The following is an 18,541-nucleotide window of genomic DNA, read 5'->3' as shown; positions in this document are numbered from 1 at the left end:
TGTCGTCTTACCTGATGCTGGCTGCCGTTCTTGGTCCTTCCCTCTCGCTCATTGGGTGAGCCACGCGCGACAAGAAGAAGCTGTTCCACAAAAGGCCGCGCAGCCCCACTTGGCGTGAACTGCGGGACATGCAGTTCAATGGATCGGCCAGGCCCGTCCCCTCGTTGATATTTAATTAGTATGAGTATATACCATCACTAACGGCGTCAGTCCCGCCTTGGCAGAGCTTCGGCGCGGCAAGGGCGGTTTTCTTATCCGGCCTCTCAGACTCCGGGTCTGCCCCCGCGACAATCAGTGATGGAGAATGCACAAGTGATCGACGGCAGCGTTCTGGTGGGCGGCGACGCACGCCAGCAGAAAGAGCGGTTCAAGGGTATCGATCCGACGACGGACCTGCCACTTGCCCAAAGCTATTCACAAGCCTCGCCAGAGGATGTCGCGGAGGCATGCGCCCTGGCGGCTGATGCGGCGCCGTCCTTTGCCGGGCTGACGCCCGACGCGAGAGCGCGCTTTCTCGAAGCCGTGGCCGAGCGGATCGGTGCGATCGGCGATTTGCTTATCGAAACAGCTATGGCGGAAACGGGCTTGCCCCGCATGCGTCTGGAAGGTGAGCGCGGGCGCACAACCGGGCAGCTCCGCCTGTTCGCCTCTGAATTGCGGGCCGGCTACTGGCTGGGCGTGACGATCGATCGCGCCTTGCCGGATCGCGCCCCGCCGCGTCCCGACCTTCGCCGTATGAATGTGCCGCTCGGGCCGGTGGCGGTGTTCGGCGCGTCCAATTTCCCGCTCGCTTTTTCCGTAGCTGGCGGCGATACCGCGTCGGCGCTCGCTGCGGGATGTCCGGTGGTGGCCAAGGGGCATCCGGGTCACCCCGGAACCGGAGAGCTCATCGCTCGCGCCGTGACCCAAGCTGTGACGGACTGCGGTCTTCATCCGGGCGTTTTTTCCTATCTGCCCGGCACTGGCAATGCGCTTGGCGCTGCCGTTGTGGCCGATCCTCGCATCCGCGCGGTCGGCTTTACAGGATCGCGGGCAGGCGGACTGGCGCTCGCCGAGATAGCGGCCCGGCGTCCTGAACCTATCCCCGTCTATGCCGAAATGAGCGCGGTCAATCCCGTCATATTGATGCCGGGCGCTCTCAAAACCCGCGCCGAGACGCTTGGGACGGCATTTGTGGGCTCTCTGACGCAGGGGGCAGGACAGTTTTGCACGAATCCCGGACTGGTCATCGCGATCGACGGACCGGACCTCGACCGCTTCCTCGCTTCGGCCACTTCGGCCGTCAGCGAGGCGTCGCCGCAGGTGATGCTGACGCCCGCCATTCGGGCCGCCTTCACCAATGGCGTGGCCAAGCTGGAGACCATGCCGGGCGCCAGGTTGATCGCGCGGGGCCAAGCTATCGAAGGGCGTGCCGGGGCTGCACTGTTCGAAAGCCAGGCTGAGCAAATCGCGCTTGAACCAGCCCTTGTCGAAGAAGTGTTCGGCGCGTCGTCCGTGGTGATCCGTTGCAAGGATGTCGATGCGCTGACGCAGGTCATCTCTGGACTGGAGGGGCAGTTGACCGCAACGATCCACATGGAGGATTCCGATGCTGCCGACGCGGCCGCCATACTCCCGCTTCTTGCGCAAAAGGCGGGCAGGGTCCTGGCGAACGGCTGGCCGACGGGTGTCGAAGTGACCTGGGCGATGGTTCATGGTGGTCCGTTCCCCGCCACCACCGACGGACGGTCCACCTCGGTCGGCACCCTCGCCATGTCGCGCTTTCTGCGACCGGTTTGCTTTCAGGATATCGGCGCGAAGCTGATCCCGCCGCCATTGCAGGATGGTAATCCCTGGCGCTTGCCGCGCCGCCTTGATGGCAAGATGGAGATTGCCCAATGATCCGATCCCTCGTTCAATATGAACAGGATGGCCGACGTGGCGTCGCCGCTCTGGACGAGAGCGGATCAGCCCGGATCGTGCGTGATACGGCGTCCGTACGGATGCTGGCTGGCGATGCGCTGGCGTCGTCTACCACGCTTGCCGCTCTTGCCGAGGAGCGGGCAGGGGCCTCGATCGATTTGGCCGCTGTTACCTTGCTGCCGCCGATCGATCATGAAGATCCCGCCCATCTGCTGGTCAGCGGCACCGGCCTCACGCATCTGGGCTCCGCCGAAGGCCGCGACAAGATGCACAAGGCCGCCGCCGCCGGTCAGGCCACCGACTCCATGCGTATGTTCCTGATGGGCGAGGAGGGTGGAAAGCCAGCTGCCGGAATTGAGGGTGTGCAGCCCGAATGGTTCTACAAGGGCGATGGATCGATCCTGGTGCCACCGGGCGCGCCTTTCCGTAAACCTGCTTTTGCGGGAGATGGGGGCGAGGAACCGGAAATCGCCGGCATCTACCTCAACGCGCCGGATGGAACGCCGGTTCGCCTGGGCTTCTCAATCGGCAATGAGTTTTCGGACCACGTAACCGAACGGGTCAATTATCTCTGGCTCGCCCATTCCAAGCTGCGTCAGGCGTCGCTCGGCGCGGAATTGTTGCTGGGCGACCTGCCCGCCGATGTTCGCGGCGCCAGCAGGATTATCCGCGACGGTGAGATATTGTGGGAAAGTAGATTTTTTTCTGGTGAGGCGAACATGTCTCACAGCATCGAGAATCTTGAGCATCATCATTTCAAATATGACTTGTTCCGGCGTCCCGGCGACGTGCATGTGCATTTCTTCGGCACGGCGACCCTCTCTTTCACCGATCAGGTGGCAACGCGGGCGGGCGATATATTCGAAATAGAGGCGGACGCCTTCACCATGCGGCTTCGCAATCCTCTCGTGGCGGCAGCCGACGAAGGACTGGCCAAAGTGAGGGTTCTATGATCCCCACAGGCCTTAGGTTGCAGAGCCGCAATCGCCATAGTCCGGTGTAGATGTAGCCTAGCGAAACTCTTGTATTTGCTGCCACGCTATTCGTGCAAGCTCCGGAAATGCTTCGGCCCGCTCCGCTGCTTGCACGGATGAAGCCGTGCCACGGATGACGCGGCCTTTGATGCCGTGAAAGATGGCCGCCAACCGAAAGAAATTGAACGCAATATAGAAATGGTAATTGGGAATAGAGGCTCTGCCTGTCCGCTTACAATAAGCCGCGATATATTCGTCCTCGGTTGGAATATTGAATGCGGCAAGGTCGACGCCGCCCAACCCCGCCACAATGTGGGGCGGCATACGGTACATCATCGCGTTATAGGCGAAGTCCGCGAGCGGATTACCGAGCGTCGACAGTTCCCAATCGAGAACGGCCACAACCCGCGGTTCCGTTAGGTGGAAGATCATATTGTCAACGCGGAAGTCGCCATGCACGATCGATGACTCGTCGTCGGGCGGAATATTAGCGGGCAGCCATTCGATCAGTCGATCCATGTTCGGATCGCGTCCGGCCTCGACATCTCCAAGGTACTGCCGCGACCAGCGGTCGATCTGGCGTGCGAAGTAATTGCCAGGTCGGCCATATTCACCCAGCCCTACGGCGTGGTAATCAACTCCGTGAAGCTGGGCCATAGCAGCGTTCATCGCATCGAAATAGGCCGGGCGGTCGGCAACATTAACCTCTGGCAGCGTAGCATCCCAGAAGATGCGCCCTTCGACCAATTCCATGACATAGAACCATCGGCCGATCACGCTATCGTCAGTGCACAGCCCATAGACGTGCGCCACCGGGAAGCCGGCTTTTTCGAGGCCGGTCAATACCTGCGCCTCGCGTTCGATCGCGTGCGCCCCGGCCAGTAACTGCCCCATAGGCTTACAGCGCAGAACATAAGCCCGGCCAGGCGTCATAAGCCGGTAAGTCGGGTTGGATTGCCCACCCTTGAACTGGTCAACACTCAACGGACCGGTGAAACCCGCGACATTCGACTTCATCCAGCGGGCCATCGCCTGCTCATCGAAGCCCTGACCCGCGCGTACCGGGGTCGTGCCCACATTGGACTGCGTATCGGTGCTCATTCGATATTCGCAATCGCGAAGGTGCGCTTGATTTTTTTGGCCAGCGACCATTTATGAACTTCTGTCGGACCGTCATAAATGCGAAAAGCCCGGATTTCTCGAAAGACCTGCTCAACGACCGTATCGCGCGATACCCCCGTGCCGCCCAATATCTGTACGCAACGGTCAGCGACGCGGTAGAGCGCCTCCGACACCGCAACCTTTGTCATAGAGCTTTCAGTCACAGCTTTGTCTCCGCGGTCGAGTGCATCGGCGCACCAGTCGATGATCAATTCACTCTGCTTGAGGTCGATCAAATTTTCCGCAAGCATGAAGCCGACGCCTTCGTGATCGATCAGCAACTGGCCGAAGGCCTTGCGTTTGAGCGCATAGGCTGTCGCAATTTCGTTGGCACGCATAGCGCTCCCCAACCAGCGCATACAATGTGTCAGCCGGGCCGGGCTGAGGCGTATCTGTGCGTAGGCGAACCCTTCGTGCGGCGCACCGAGGATGGCGCTGGTCGGCAGGCGTAAATCGTTGATCGTGACGACCGCATGGCCACCCGGCATCGAACTGTCGATGGTGTCGATCAGCCGATCCTGCCTGATCGCGGGATGCGGAAGATCGACCAGAAACATGGTCGCGGTATCCTTGCCGTCGCGCACCGTCTTTGCCATCAGGATCGCGAACGCCGCGCCTTCGAAGCCCGTGGCGAACGCCTTGCGCCCGTTCACGATCCAGTAGCCGTCGTCCTGCCGCGCCATCGTCATCATCATCGAAGGATCGGAACCGGCGCCGCCCTCTTCCGCTGGTTCCGTCATCAGGAAGCAGGAGCGGCTGTGCCCCGCGATCAGCGGGTCAAGGAAACGCGCTTTCTGCTCTGTCGTTGCGACGTGGCCCAGAAGGTAGATATTGCCCTCATCCGGCGCGGCTGTGTTCAAAGCGACGGGTCCGAGCGGTGACAGGCCCGACGCGCGCAGGATCAGTGCGGTTCCGCGGTGTGTGAAGTGAGACCCATCTGGTCGAACATGCGGTGTCAGCAGCCCCGAAGCGATGGCCTTGGCCCGCATCTTCTGGACCAACGCATCGGATGGCCCATGACCTCCCTGGTGATAATCCGCCTCAAAAGGGATGACGACATTCCTGACGAAAGCTTCCACCTTGCCAGCGATGATTTGCGCTTCGCCGAGATCATTTTCCATCAACATGTGTTCCTGCACATGGCTGGACGGAGGGACTGCCTATTGTCCTGTTGGACCTCACAGCGCCTCGATCCCGGCTTTCAGTGCATTGAGGAAAGCGATGACGGGGCCTCCGTCGATCGCGCGGTGGTCGAAGGTCAGTGAAAAACAGACCATCGGCTTCACCGCCACAGTCCATTCACCGTCTACCATCGCTGCGCGAGGCGAGTGAACGATGCCGCCCACGCCCAGCAGCGCAACTTGCGGAACATTCAGCAAGGCTTCGGCGCGCATGACAGGTCCGACAGAGCCGGGATTGGAGATCGTAAACGTTCCACCTTCGAGATCCGCTTGCCTGACCGATCCGGTACGGACGCTCTCCGCCAATGCGGCGATTGCCTGAGTGAGCGCCATCGGGTCTTGCTGTTCCGCGTTACGGATCACCGGCACTATCAGGCCGTCTTCCGCATCGACCGCGATCCCCAGATTGACCGTTGGCCAAAGCGACAGTCCCTGCTCGCCCCAAGTCGCATTTAACTTTGGATGTTTGAGAATGGTTGTCGCAGTGACATGGGCGATATAGCCCAGAATGGAAGGCGTGGGTTGCCCCGCCTCTTTCAGGGCGGCGCGCCTTGCGAATAGCGCCGAAAGATCGATCTGCATATCCGCCGTCAACGAAGGCACTGCCGCCGCTTTCGTCAGCGTTTGGGCAATGGCCTTTCGCCGCATCGAGTGCGGCGCGAGCGTCGGCCGATCGCCGCCGCCTGCGGCAAGAACGTCGTCCTGCGTGACTTTGCCGCCGGGCCCGGTTCCGGTCACGGCCGACAGGTCAACGCCATGATCCTTTGCAAGTTTGCGAACCAGCGGGCTTATCCGTCCCGCAATGCCTTTCATGTCAGTCGGGTCGGCCGTTGCGGTCGTGGGCGCAACGGCCTGTTCCGCAACTGTGGCCGGGCCAGCCTCATCAATTGCCGCCAGCGCCTCCGCGATCGCGGTCGGTGACGTGCCGGGCGGAACCCAGAGGCCGACCTTGTCGCCAATCTTCATCTCGTCGTCTGTCCGACCGATCTGTCGGGCGAGTATCCCTGCCTCGACCGCTTCGACTTCCGTTGCGGTCTTGTCCGTCTCCACCTCGTAGAGGATATCGCCTTCTTTGAAACTGTCGCCTTCCGAAATTCGCCATTCAAGGATCTTGGCATTCTCTACCGAGCCCATTTGCGGAATGTTGAGGGTGTGTAGAATGGACATTGGCATTTCCTCAAAGGCTCATCAGGTCCCGTGCCATCTGTGCGATGGCATCGATGGACGGGATCGAAAGGGCTTCCAGATCACTGTGCTGGGGCAACGGAAAATCCTTCGCGCCAAGGCGCAGGATTGGTGCTTCCAGATCGAAAAATGCGGTTTCCTGTATCTGCGCCGCGATTTCCGCGCCGGGGCCAGCGGTCTTGGCCGCTTCATGGACGACCATTGCACGATGCGTCTTGCGCACCGATCCGAGCACGCAGTCCCAGTCCAGTGGCACAAGGCTGCGAAGATCGATCACCTCGACATCGATGCCGTCGGCGGCGAGCTGATCGGCCGCAGCAAGTGAGCGAGATACCATCGACCCATAGGTTATCAGCGTCATGCTGTCGCCTTGGCGGCGGATCGCGGCCTTGCCGATCGGAACGATGAATTCAGGGTCGAGCGGGACAGATCCCTTGCTCCACCCCAGACTCTGGACACTGTGAAACAATACGGGGTTGGGTTCGCGCAGCGCCGCTTTCATAAGCCCCTTTGCATCTTCCGGCGTCGAGGGAACGACCACCTTCAATCCCGGAAAATGCATCCCCAAGACTTCGGTGCAGCTTGAGTGTTCCGGCCCCGCGCCGCCCATCGCTCCGATCGGGAAAATGATGACGGCAGTCATCGGCACATTCAGGCCGTGCATATAGCGCCATTTAGCGAGCTTATGATAAATCTCATCGCCAGCGATCAGGGCGAAATCGCCAAAGCCCATATTGATGACGGGCTTCATCCCCGCAATCGCCGCCCCGGTGGCGAGGCCCGCCTCGAACGCTTCGGAAATATTGCTATCCACAACGCGGTCGACGCCGAACTCGTCAATCAGTCCCTTTTCCGTGCCGAACCATCCGCCCGTGGCGACACCTTGCCCCAGTACGAATATGCTGTCGTCGGCGCGCATTTCCTCAACCAGGGCAAGGCCCATCGCCGCATTATAGCCCATCGTTTCAGTCGACATAATAAAGATCCCGTTCGATAACCGACATGTCGGGGTCAGGTGCGGCCTTTGCCTCCCGATAGGCTGCATCCACGATGCCTTCCGCCTCCTCGATCAACCGAGCGGCGGTGTTCCCCGAAAGCCGCGCGGCCAGAACATCCAGCGGATCGCGATAATCGTCGAATTCGTTGTCGCTGCGATAATTTTGGGGATCGCCCGCATAATGCCCGCGACGGCGCGTGACCTTGGCTTCGATCAGCGTCGGCCCGTCCCCCCGGCGCGCGCGATCGACCGCTTCACAGGTCGCCTCATAGACGGCGATGGCATCCTGACCATCGACGATGACACCGGGAATATGATAGCCCGCCGCGTAGTCAGCGATGTCCGTCGTCGGGTTGACCGATCCCAGACGCGTACCAACCAACAGGCCATTATTCTCGCAGAAATAGATCAGCGGCAATTTCCATGCCGCAGCATGGACCATGGTTTCGTGAAACGTGCCCCTTGCGGACGTGCCGTCGCCGAAATTGGCCAGCGAGACCCGCCCGTCCTTTCGGATCTTGGACGCAAGCGCTGACCCGCCAGCCAAAGGATAGACGCTGCCCAGCGTCGCGCCTTCGCCCATTACGCCGATGGAATAGTCGGCCCAATGAGGAACACCGCCACCTTTGCCGCGTGTCGCGCCCGACATCTTGCCGAGCAGGTCGCCAAGGATGGGACCGGCCGCCATCCCCTTGCCAATCGCCCAGGCAGCACCGCGTCCCTGATACCAAAGATAATCCGATGTCGCGAGAGCGGCGGACGCGCCGATGGGCGCAGCCTCCTGTCCTTCGCCCGGATGCCACCAGCCGGAGAATTTATGATCGCGCGTGTGGCGCAGCATTAACCGTTCGATCGCGCGCGATACCGCCATGCGCGAGAACATCGTCTCGACAAGTTCTGAATTTGGCTCCGACATTGGCCCTCTTCCTATTTGATTATTTGCGGCAAGACGCGCGTGCATTATCCCGCCGTCTGCGCTCCATCGACGGGCATGGCGATACCGCTGACGCTCCGCGCGTCGTCCGATCCCAGAAAGGCGATCGCAGCGGCGACTTCTTCGGCATCGATCATGTCGCCCATCTTCGATGCATTGCGCGTCAGCAGGCTGACATCGACATCATCTGGCCAGACGAGTTCCCCGGTCATCGCCGTTTTCACGCCGGTCGGACAGATGGCATTGACGCGAACGCCAGCGCTTGCGAATTCGACTGCCAACGACTTGGTGACGCCGATCACGCCATGCTTGGTGGCGCAGTAGGCCGTGGTGTAGGCGATGCCGACGAGGCCCGCCGCCGAACTGATGTTGACGATATTACCCTTCGTGGCGATCAGGTGCGGCATCGCCGCCTGGCAGAGGTAAAATACGCTGCTCAGATTGACGCGTACCATCCGCTCCCAGCGGCTGTCGTCGAAACGGGCGAGCGGTGCCCAGTCCATGATGCCCGCGATGTTGCACAGCATGTCAATGCGGCCCGCCGCCTTTGCTGCGTCAGCGATGAACGCGCGGCAGGAATCGGGATCGCCAGCATCGAACCCGATCACCACCGGCGTGGTCAGGGTATCGAGCGTGTCAGCCACGGCCTTTGCACCCGCTTCGTTGAGATCGCCAAGCACAAGTATCGCGCCTTCTGATGCCATCCGCTGGGCGGTGGCACGGCCGATGCCCGATGCGGCACCGGTTACGATGACGACCTTGTCTTTGTATCGCATGAGATCCGCTCCTGTTCAGTTCGCTCGCGTGGGCGTTATCGCGCGCAGATCGCGTCCATGATCGGTCAGCGTGCCGATGAGATCATTGCCCATATGGCGTTCGATGAAGCGCCACTGGCCATCGACCTTTGCCACGGTGTCGCGGTAATCTCCGCCAATGACCGGCTGGAGCGGCAGCGTGTCGGTTTGCTGGAAGACCATCACATAGGATGAGACGACGGCTGTGCCTTCGTCCTTCGGCCGAATGATGACATTGCTTATGAAATGGCGCGTCCGTGGCGTTCCGTCCGAATAGGTAATGACCCAGTCGCGGAACGAGGCTGCCAGCGCGGCGGGATCGCGGTCGGCCATCAGCATCCCCGCGCTGTAAACGACAGCATGTTCAAAAAGGCGCCCGACCGCGTCGAAATCGCCCCCGTCGAGCAGCGTGGGGTAGGTGAAAATGAGATTCTGTATCTCGAAATAATCCTCGCCGGTCATTTTAATTCCTTTTGCGGTCTTTTTGCCGCGTCATCGAGATTACTGGTGGCTCTGGCGCTCATCCACCTTCATTTGTGGTAAGCCGCCCAAACTGGCGGGCTGCGCGAGCGATTACGCCAGTTCGAAATCCTCCATCCGTGGCGCGGCCATCGATTGGGCAAAATGGTCGTAGCTCCATGGCCATGTCTGGGGGACGCCCTGCGCGTCGAGATACCAGCTCGTGCATCCAGAGCCGAATATGGTCCGTTTCGCGGCCGCGATACGGCGCTCCTCATAATCAGCCATGGCTTCGGGCTTTGCAGCGATCGCGGAACAGGTTCCGTCGCGCAAAAGATCGAGGAGTTGGTCGATATAGTCCCATTGCCGCTCAGCGATGTCGATCAGCGAAAAATTGCCCACTGGTGCGGTGGGGCCGTTAAGCAGGAACAGGTTGGGGAAATCGGGCACGGTGATTGCGTAATAAGCGGTCGGGCGCAGCGCCCAGGCATCATCGAGGTTATTACCGCCTCGTCCGATTACCTTAATGGGGCGCACGAAACGGTCGGTCTTGAAGCCTGTTGCCAATACCAACACGTCCAGTTCGTGGAGCGTGCCGTCTTTCATGCGGACGCCCGTGGCCTCGACCTGTTCGATTGCTCCCGTCTCAACGATCACACCGGGACGTTGCACCGCCTCATAATAGTCGGGCGAATAGATCAGCCGCTTGCAGGCAGCGCGATAATCGGGCCGGAGTTTTTCGCGGAGGACCGGGTCCTGAACATTGTCCTCCAGATTACGCAGGACGATGCCTTCTATCTCCGCCATTTCGGGCGAATCCACCTCAATGATCGCCTTGTTGAACCGCCGGATCCCGGCCCAATATTCATCGCCGAAGCGGATCGCGTCGATCCTGGACACATCCGAACGAAAGGCGTGGCGATCGGTTTCCGAATAGATGAAGTTCTGGACCGGCATGATCCATTGTGGCGACCGCTGGAAATGGACAAGCGTGCTGGCGCGGGTCGACAGTGCCGAAACGATCTGGACGCCGGTCGAACCATTGCCAATCACGCCGATGCGTCGGCCGTCGAGCGCTACGCTGTCGTCCCAACGTGCGCTGTGAAAGCTATCGCCCCCGAAGTCCTCCAGGCCGGGAATGGCCGGGATATTGGGGTGATGCAACACGCCGGTCGCGGCGATGATGACATCGACAATGTCTTTGCAGCCATCGGATGTCTCGATATGCCAGCGGCCATCGACGTAGCGGCAGTCCGTCACTTCCGAATTGAAGCGGATGCGGTCGCGGAGCCGATAATCGTCCGCGATCCGTTCGAAATAATGCTGAATCTCCGGGCCGGGTGAGAAAAACTGCGTCCATTCCGGGTTGGGCGCGAAACTATAGGTATAGGCATGGGCGGGAACGTCGCAGGTCAGGCCCGGATAACGGTTTTCTCGCCACGTGCCGCCGACGGTGTCCCCTTTTTCATAGATGACGAAATCTGCATCACCCTTCTGGTCCAGCCGAATCCCGGCGAGCAGTCCGGCCATACCCGCGCCAATTATCGCAAACCGTAATCTGCGGTGGCCGGTTTCCATTTCCTGTTTAGCCATGAGTCGGTATGCTTTCGATCTGGTCGTGGTGGTTCTGTGGCATGGGCGTTCAGGCGATCCATTCAGGCGGACTGTTCAACTCGGACAGCCGTCGTTCCTTGAGCGCACTAAGGTATAGCGCGATCGCATCGCCGGTATTTTCGATAAGATCGATATGGTCGGTCGCAACGGCTTCATCGAAGTGGTCGCGCACCTCTTCGATGGTCAGGTCGCCACCGGCATAACCTTTTGAAAAGCCGGTCACGATTTTGGCGAAACGGCCAGAGGATGCAGCAATTGACTGGCCGGTGCATGTTGCATCGCGATGGACCAGCCAGGCGACCACTGACGCCACGCGTTCGGGTGTGGCGGCCTTTTCCATCCAGTCGCGAATGTCGCTGTCGGGAAGATGCATGGCGACCAGCCGGGTAAAGGCGGCTGGCGAGATCGCGTTGCACTTAATACCGTGTGGCGCGCCCTCCATCGCCAACGCCCGTACGAACCCCATCATCGCCATCTTTGCCACCGGGTAGCCGATTCCGGCGCTTCCACCCATCCCGAACATCGAATCCGACAATGTGCAGACGATGCGCCCATACTGTTGGCGCAGCATCGCTGGCCATGCGGCGTGCACCAGATGGAAGGGGGCATAGGCGTGGATCTGCATCTGATGGTCGAACTGCGCCAACTCCATCTCAGCGAAGGATTGTGTCACGTCCGGCGCAATGCTGCCCGCGTTGTTGATGACGATATCGACCCGGCCCCAACGATCGAGTGCAAGCGCGACAAGGCGTTGCGCGGTCGAGGGGTCCGTCACGTCGCCAGCATCGGCGATTGCCTCACCGCCCAGCGCCATGATGTCGCCGACCACGGCCTCGGCCAGGTCCGACGATTTTCCACCACCTGTAGTCGATCCGCCCAGATCGTTGACGATGACCTTTGCGCCACGCGCAGCCAGTATCCGGGCATAGCTTCTGCCCAAACCCCGCCCCGCACCGGTGACGATGGCGACCTGGCCGTCATAGCGTAGCTGTTCCAAACATCTTCTCCTTGAGCGGATGTCGTGCGGCGCATCCGATGTCCATTGGCTGATCCAAAAGGCGGCGTCGCTCCACCCCCAAATCGATTAGACCCTGATTTTCAGCGCCTCCTCTGTTTGGATGAGGCACCGGCTTTTCCAACGGAGCATGTTGCCGGAACAGAACTGGCGATACGACCAGCATAGGATGAGGATCGGGCGGTTTCATGATGTTCAAAAACAGGTCTGCGTTGATCACGGGCGGCGGTTCGGGAATCGGCGCCGCTGCGGCAATGCGTCTTGCCGAGGAAGGTTGCCGCGTTGCGATCGTCGATATCCGGGCAGGCGAAGCGCAGCGGATCGTCGACCTGATCGCGAGGCGCGGCGGCCATGCTATCGCCATCGCGGGCGATGTGTCGTCGCAAGCTGATACCATCCGCTTTTTCGATGAAGCCGAAGCGGCGTTCGACGGGCTGGACATGGCCTTTCTCAATGCCGGGGCGTTGCAGGACTATGGCCCGTTCGACACGATCACGGTCGAACAGTTCGACCGGATGATTGCGATCAACCTGCGCGGGCCTTTCCTGGGGCTGCGAGAGGCGCAAAGGCGACTGCGCCCCGGTGGCGCGGCAGTGGTGACGGCGTCCGCCGCCGCGTTACTCGGCTTTTCCGATGCCGTGGGTTACACCGCCGCCAAGCACGGCGTCGTTGGTCTCGTCCGCGCCGCAGCACGCGAATTTGCCGCGCGCGGCCTGCGGGTCAACGCAATTTGTCCCGGCCCCGTACAGACGCCAATGGTGGGCGCGCCTCCGCAGGATGAGCTTCTGCCGCCGGAAAAGATCACGCCGCCGACCTATCGTGGTGAACTGACGCCGCAGATGGTGGCGGAAGTCGCGCTGTTCCTGATGGGACCGGCATCGGCGGCAATCAATGGGCAGGCGCAGCTTGTCGACGCAGCGCTGCTGTCCGCCTTTCCGACCGCCCCAGACGCCAACTGAACAAAGGACCAACCATGCTCGACACCGCCTTCGATCAGAAAACCGGCTTCGATCCGGCCAATGTCGTGAGTTCCGACAAGGTCACGATCGAGGCACCTGCCGGAATAGTGTGGGAGATTCTGGTCGATCTGGACCGTTATGGGGAATGGAACCCTTTTTGCGTGAAGGCGGCATCCACGCTCGAAATCGGCGCGCCGGTCCATATGAGCCTTGTCAACTATCCCAATCCCGGCGCTCTGCTGGTGAATTGCGAATATGTCTGCGCGTTTGAGCCGGAGCGGCGACTGGCGTGGGAGGCGCCGTGGCACGAGGCATGGCCATACGCCGCGCGCCGCGACCAGATAATCGAACCCGTTGCAGAAGGTCTTTGCCATTATTGGTCGACTGACGCGTTTCTGGGTGAAAGCGGCGTCCATGTGATGCGCTTTTGCGGTCCGTGGGTGAAGCGGGCGTTCGACGATACAGCGCGGGCACTCAAGGCTCGTGCCGAGGCTTTCCATGCCGAGCGGCAAGCTGGCTCACAATGACCGCGAGCACGGGTCAGGCGATGCAACCGCAGCGATTTGATAGTGAAGCAGCTTTCTTGCCGGCAGCGGACAGGCCATCCCGCTTTCTGGGGTGGCGCATGGTGTGGATCGCCGCGTTGACGCAGAATGTGGCGGTCGGGCTTACTTTCGGGTCGTTCGGCACGCTTGTTCTTGCCATCGAGCAGCGTTTCGCGACGACCAGAACGCTTTCGACGCTGGCCATTTCGCTGACCATTTTGGTCCTATCGCTCGGTGCGCCGATGATTGGCATGCTCCTTATGCGTATGTCGATCCGCCGCATGATGACGATCGGCGCATTGCTTGCCGCTAGCGGCTATGTGCTGCTGCCCTTCTCTACGGGCATCGGTATGTTCCTTGCGTTGTTCGGTCTGCTCGTGTCGCCCGGTGTCTTGTTGTTGGGCGTGATGCCGTCCAACATCCTGGCAAGCAACTGGTTCATTCGTGGACAGGGCCGTGCACTGGGCTTCGTCACCATGCCGGTGTTCGTGATGATCGTGCCAATGATCAGTTCATGGGCACTCCAGCGGTTCGGACTTGATGCCGTGCTCATCGGGCTTGGGCTTGCCCATCTCATCGTCCTGCCCGTCATGCCGTTGGTGATCGATCGGCCCGAACAGGTTGGCCAGGTTCCGCTCGGTTATCACGAAGCCAACAATCCGGTCGAGGCGCGGTCATTGCTATCCGCGCGGGATATGCTGTCCCGACCGGTGACCTGGTTCGTCACCGCCGCCATCGGGATCGCCGTGGGGGGTGGCATTCTGAAAGCCGCTCATCTGGTGCCACTCGTCATGGGGCAGGGTTGGCCGCTGGAAGAAGCATCCTTCCTGTTCGCCATCTCCGGCGGTACAGGCATATTGGGCGCGATTGTGTTCGGTTGGCTTGCCGACAGGCTCGGGCCGGGGCAGGCTCTGGCGCTCAACTGCCTTGTCCAGGGCCTCGTCTGGTTCATCTTCCTCCAGCCGGTCGGCTATTCGCTGCTGGTGCTGGATGCGATTATAGTGGGTGCGTGCGGCGGCGGGATCGCGGCAGCGCAGGGCGTGCTGCTGACCCGGCTGTTCGGCATCCGTAATTTTGCCCGCGCAATGGGTCTTGTGACACTGTTCACCGTCCCGTTCACCTTCGGTATTTCACCGCTGGCGAGCGCGCTGTTCGACGCCACCGGCAGTTACTGGACGCCGATCGTGCTGCAAATCGCCGGCTTCGGCCTGGCCGCCTGTATTTTCCTGTTGGTCGAGCGTCGCGCGCGCCGCGCTGCTGACTGATTGCTTCAAGACATCTGGAGATGAACATGATTCTTAAGGACAAGGTAGTGATCGTTTCGGGCATTGGCCCGGGGCTGGGACAGGAACTGTCCTCGCTGGTGGCGGCCGAAGGCGGCCATGTCGTGATGGCCGCGCGCACTTCTGCAAAGCTGGACGCAGCCGAAGCGCTGATCCGAGAGGCGGGGCATGATGTCGAGGTACTGAAGGTTCCAACCGACATTTCCCGGCGCGAGGATGTCGCACGGCTGGTCGCCGCTACCAAAGAGCGTTTCGGACGTATCGATGGCCTGATCAACAGCGCCTATATTCCCGGCGCCTTCACCGATGTCGTCGATGCTGATTTCGACGAGTGGCGGCGCACCTTCGACGTCAACCTGTTCGGAACACTGGACCTTTGCCAGTCAGTCATACGGGAGATGCGCGAGACAGGCGGCGGATCGATAGTCAATGTAAACACACAGGTGACGCGCAAGCCTTGGGTGCAGCAGGCCGCCTATGCCACGTCCAAAGCCGCAATGGCGATGGCGACGATGCAAATGGCGACCGAAGTCGGGCAGTGGAACATCCGGGTCAATTCGACCTTCATGGGGTGGATGTGGGGTCATTCGGTCGAGCAGGCGTTCGACCATATGGCGAAGGAAAGCGGCCAGTCGGTCGCGGAACTAAAGGCAGCGCAGGAAGCGAACATCGCGCTGCGCCGCATGCCGACCGATCGCGAGTGCGCGCGGCCCATCATCATGCTGCTGTCGGATTATTGTTCGGTAGTTACAGGCGCGAGCCTGGACATCAATGGTGGCGAGTTCATGCCAGGGTGAGGAACAGGACTGTTATGCATTCATCTGCCGAAACACGCGTGATGCGCGCCGCCGATTTCGTGGAGCCGGGCACGGTCGATGCACGGCACGATGCATCGATCCCTGCGCCTGCCGCTGGCGAGGTCATAGTAGCAGTCGCGGCCTGCGGAATCTGCGGGTCCGACCTGCACATGTTCCGTAACGGCGCCTATCGCGATCAACTCGTCCGTTCGACGCCGGAAGGATATCATGTCCCCGGCCATGAGTTTGCGGGCACCATCGCCGCCCTGGGCGAAGGTGTGGCGGGCTGGTCGATTGGCGACCGGGTCGTCGGCGTTACCGGCATGGGCGGCGGCATGGCCGACTTTGTCGCGGTGCCGGTCAATCCATACCAGCTGGTGCGCGTGCCGGACGCGGTTGGCTTCATTGAAGCGGCAACCACGGAGCCAATGGCAGATGCGCTCCAGATGGTGCGCAAGGCGGCAATTCGAAGCCGAGAGAATGTCGTCATATTCGGCGTTGGCATCATTGGGCTGGGCGTCATCCAGGCGATCCGCGCCAGGGGAATAGAGACCGGCTCGCTGATCGCGGTGGATGTGCACGCCGCGCGGCTTGAAGCGGCGCTGGCAGTCGGCGCGACTGCGGCGATCAACGCGCGCGATGGTGATGTGTTCGATCAGATTGCCGCTCTCACTGGTATTGAGGAGGGCTATAACGGCATCTCGGCCCGGATCGGCGTGGTGTTCGATTGCGCCGGATACATCAAGCATATGCCTGGCCCACCGCCACTGGAAACGGCGCTGAGGTTGATCGCCCTGGATGGGGGGCGGATCGTATGTTTCGGCGGCTATGAGGATCGCATGACGATCGACTTCGGTCCGGTGATCCAGAAGCAGCCCACGATCATGGGATCGAACGGGTATGCGCCGGAAGAACTGGTCGAGGCGCTGGAGATGATGGCCGAGGGACGAGTCGATCGGGTGGGGTTGGTCTCCCATCAATTTCCGATCGGCCAGGCGGCAGCGGCATTTGCCGCACAATGCGCGCCGGAAGCCCTGAAAGTGATGCTGACGATGGAGAAGTCATGAGCGCGATGAACGGATTTGATGAAGAGGTCGATATCCTGATCGTGGGATCGGGGGCCGGTGCGCTGACGGCTGCGATCGTGGCTGCGGATAACCATGCGACGGTGGCCATCGTTGAAAAAAGCGACCAGTTCGGTGGTACATCCGCCACATCGGGCGGCGTGATCTGGATTCCTGCGAGCCACCTGGCCAAAGCCGCCGGCGCGGACGATAGCCCCGAAGAAGCCGCGCGCTACATCACGGCGCTCGCCGGTGATGACGTCGATGCGGATCAGATCACGGCCTTTGTCAACAATGCCCCGGCGATGCTGGCCTACCTCGAACGCGAGACGCAGGTGCGCTACGCTTCGATCCCCTACACCGATTATCACGCCGAGCTTCCAGGTGGCAAAATGGGGTGGCGCAGCCATGATCCACAACCGATCGATGGTCGGGCGCTGGGCGATGATCTTGATCGCTTGCGGCCGACGCATCCCGCTGGGATGTTGTTCGGCCGGATAAGCTGGACCGCCGCCGAGGCCGCGCCGCTGATCACGCGGATGCCCGGTTGGCAAAAGATGCTGACGAAAGCCTTGTGGCGCCATTATACCGATTTCGGCCAGCGCCTGCGATCGAAGCGGAGCCGCTTCCTGACCTCTGGCAACGCGCTGCTCGCCCGGCTGAAATTGTCGCTCGACACGCGCAAGGTGGATATTCGCTATCGCCATGCACTCCTGTCCCTGATCCAGCGCGATGGCCGCGTCGAGGGCGCGGTGGTGCAAACGGACGCGGGCGAGCGGCGTATCCGCGCGCGCAAGGGCGTGATCCTGGCCGCCGGTGGGTTCGAACGTGATGCACAAATGCGGGCACGCTATCTCACCGGCTCGCCCAACCCCGACTGGTCGGGCAGCCAGAGCGGTAATACCGGCGACGCGATCCGCGCGGCGGAGGCCGTTGGCGCGGTCACGACACGAATGGATTCGGCGTGGTGGGCGCCCACGATCAAGGTTCCGGGCGAAGATCGCGCCCGGCCGCTCTTCTTCGAACGCTCCCTGCCTGGATCAATGATCGTCGACAGTTCCGGCAAGCGATTCCTCAACGAAGCCGCCTCCTATCACAAGGCTGGCGAAGCGATGCGCGCTGCAGGCGGGGGGCAGGCCTGGATCCTGCTCGATGCGCGGTTCCGCTGGCGCTATCCGATGGGCCCGTTGATGCCGATGATACCGGACTGGATGCATTCATCCGCTGTCCGCGCACTCATGCGCAAGGCGGACAGCATCGCGGAACTGGCAAGGAAGATCGGTGTCGATCCGACCGTGCTGGAAACGACCGTCATCCGCTACAACGAAAATGCGCGGGTTGGGCAGGACCCTGATTTCGGCCGTGGGCAGCAGCCCTATGACCGCTATTATGGCGATCAGAAGGTGAAGCCCAATCCCAATCTGCTGCCGCTCGAAAAAGCGCCTTTCTACGCGCTGCCAATCAATGCAGGCGATATCGGCACCAGCGGCGGCCTTGCCACCGATGCCAGCGCGCGCGTGCTTGATGCAGCGGGCCAGCCCGTTGCCGGACTCTATGCGGTCGGTAACAGCGCCGCTTCGGTGATGGGCCGATCCTATCCCGGTGCGGGATCGACGATCGGCCCGGCGATGACCTTCGCCTACATCGCCGCCCGCGATGCAACGGGCGCAAATTGAG

General features: G+C 61.2%; 17 protein-coding genes. 8 read left to right on the top strand and 9 right to left on the bottom strand.

Translation table 11 applies throughout. The features are described 5' to 3' along the window. Nucleotides 1-312: 312 nt before the first annotated feature. Together ACZ5U1_RS16870 and araD1 are read left to right on the top strand one after the other, a co-directional pair. On the top strand, nt 313-1,881 hold the full coding sequence (locus tag ACZ5U1_RS16870) for an aldehyde dehydrogenase (NADP(+)) (RefSeq protein ID WP_464780290.1): 1,569 nt from the start codon (nt 313-315) through the stop codon (nt 1,879-1,881). After that, the gene (araD1, locus tag ACZ5U1_RS16865) at nt 1,878-2,855 is read left to right on the top strand and encodes an AraD1 family protein (protein WP_464780289.1); all 978 of its coding nucleotides are present in this window, start codon (nt 1,878-1,880) and stop codon (nt 2,853-2,855) included. Before ACZ5U1_RS16870 ends, araD1 begins: the two co-directional genes overlap by 4 nt. Before the next feature lie 57 nt (nt 2,856-2,912). Here araD1 and ACZ5U1_RS16860 read toward each other — a convergent pair whose 3' ends face one another. The 9 genes from ACZ5U1_RS16860 to ACZ5U1_RS16820 form a co-directional block, all read right to left on the bottom strand. Then, nucleotides 2,913-3,977, bottom strand: a complete 1,065-nt coding sequence (locus tag ACZ5U1_RS16860) for a phosphotransferase (protein WP_464780288.1) — start codon at nt 3,975-3,977, stop codon at nt 2,913-2,915. Next, the gene (locus tag ACZ5U1_RS16855; protein ID WP_464780287.1) at nt 3,974-5,158 is read right to left on the bottom strand and encodes an acyl-CoA dehydrogenase family protein; all 1,185 of its coding nucleotides are present in this window, start codon (nt 5,156-5,158) and stop codon (nt 3,974-3,976) included. The genes ACZ5U1_RS16860 and ACZ5U1_RS16855 overlap by 4 nt, the downstream gene beginning before the upstream one ends. A gap of 57 nt (nt 5,159-5,215) precedes the next feature. Beyond that, complete coding sequence (locus ACZ5U1_RS16850) at nt 5,216-6,385, bottom strand: dihydrolipoamide acetyltransferase family protein (protein ID WP_464780286.1); 1,170 nt, start codon at nt 6,383-6,385, stop codon at nt 5,216-5,218. Nucleotides 6,386-6,395: 10 nt separating this feature from the next. Continuing rightward, nucleotides 6,396-7,379, bottom strand: a complete 984-nt coding sequence (locus ACZ5U1_RS16845; protein ID WP_464780285.1) for an alpha-ketoacid dehydrogenase subunit beta — start codon at nt 7,377-7,379, stop codon at nt 6,396-6,398. Beyond that, entirely contained in the window at nt 7,369-8,316 is a 948-nt protein-coding gene (locus ACZ5U1_RS16840; protein ID WP_464780284.1) for a thiamine pyrophosphate-dependent dehydrogenase E1 component subunit alpha, read from the bottom strand. The genes ACZ5U1_RS16845 and ACZ5U1_RS16840 overlap by 11 nt, the downstream gene beginning before the upstream one ends. Nucleotides 8,317-8,360: 44 nt before the next feature. Beyond that, entirely contained in the window at nt 8,361-9,110 is a 750-nt protein-coding gene (locus tag ACZ5U1_RS16835; RefSeq protein WP_464780283.1) for an SDR family NAD(P)-dependent oxidoreductase, read from the bottom strand. A gap of 15 nt (nt 9,111-9,125) precedes the next feature. Beyond that, nucleotides 9,126-9,590, bottom strand: a complete 465-nt coding sequence (locus tag ACZ5U1_RS16830) for a nuclear transport factor 2 family protein (RefSeq protein WP_464780282.1) — start codon at nt 9,588-9,590, stop codon at nt 9,126-9,128. A 111-nt stretch (nt 9,591-9,701) separates the two neighbouring features. Further along, the gene (locus tag ACZ5U1_RS16825; RefSeq protein WP_464780281.1) at nt 9,702-11,180 is read right to left on the bottom strand and encodes a flavin-containing monooxygenase; all 1,479 of its coding nucleotides are present in this window, start codon (nt 11,178-11,180) and stop codon (nt 9,702-9,704) included. A gap of 49 nt (nt 11,181-11,229) precedes the next feature. Continuing rightward, nucleotides 11,230-12,198 carry an SDR family oxidoreductase gene (locus ACZ5U1_RS16820; protein ID WP_464780280.1) on the bottom strand — a complete coding sequence of 323 codons (969 nt, stop codon included), beginning with the start codon at nt 12,196-12,198 and terminating at the stop codon, nt 11,230-11,232. Nucleotides 12,199-12,404: 206 nt separating this feature from the next. Here ACZ5U1_RS16820 and ACZ5U1_RS16815 point away from each other — a divergent pair, with 206 nt between their 5' ends. The 6 genes from ACZ5U1_RS16815 (at nt 12,405) to ACZ5U1_RS16790 (ending at nt 18,540) form a co-directional block, all read left to right on the top strand. Beyond that, nucleotides 12,405-13,175, top strand: a complete 771-nt coding sequence (locus tag ACZ5U1_RS16815; RefSeq protein ID WP_464780279.1) for an SDR family NAD(P)-dependent oxidoreductase — start codon at nt 12,405-12,407, stop codon at nt 13,173-13,175. A gap of 14 nt (nt 13,176-13,189) precedes the next feature. Next, nucleotides 13,190-13,702 carry an SRPBCC domain-containing protein gene (locus ACZ5U1_RS16810; RefSeq protein ID WP_464780278.1) on the top strand — a complete coding sequence of 171 codons (513 nt, stop codon included), beginning with the start codon at nt 13,190-13,192 and terminating at the stop codon, nt 13,700-13,702. Nucleotides 13,703-13,800: 98 nt separating this feature from the next. After that, entirely contained in the window at nt 13,801-14,985 is a 1,185-nt protein-coding gene (locus ACZ5U1_RS16805; RefSeq protein ID WP_464780277.1) for an MFS transporter, read from the top strand. A gap of 26 nt (nt 14,986-15,011) precedes the next feature. Next, the gene (locus ACZ5U1_RS16800; RefSeq protein WP_464773017.1) at nt 15,012-15,800 is read left to right on the top strand and encodes an SDR family NAD(P)-dependent oxidoreductase; all 789 of its coding nucleotides are present in this window, start codon (nt 15,012-15,014) and stop codon (nt 15,798-15,800) included. 14 nt (nt 15,801-15,814) lie between these two features. Beyond that, entirely contained in the window at nt 15,815-16,867 is a 1,053-nt protein-coding gene (locus ACZ5U1_RS16795) for a zinc-dependent alcohol dehydrogenase (protein ID WP_464780276.1), read from the top strand. Next, nucleotides 16,864-18,540 carry an FAD-dependent oxidoreductase gene (locus ACZ5U1_RS16790; protein WP_464780275.1) on the top strand — a complete coding sequence of 559 codons (1,677 nt, stop codon included), beginning with the start codon at nt 16,864-16,866 and terminating at the stop codon, nt 18,538-18,540. Before ACZ5U1_RS16795 ends, ACZ5U1_RS16790 begins: the two co-directional genes overlap by 4 nt. Nucleotide 18,541 lies beyond the last annotated feature (1 nt).

This window comes from Sphingobium sp. TomTYG72 (genome assembly GCF_055394715.1).
Note: the sequence above shows the minus strand (reverse complement) of the source record. Positions and strands in the feature narration are given on the sequence as shown.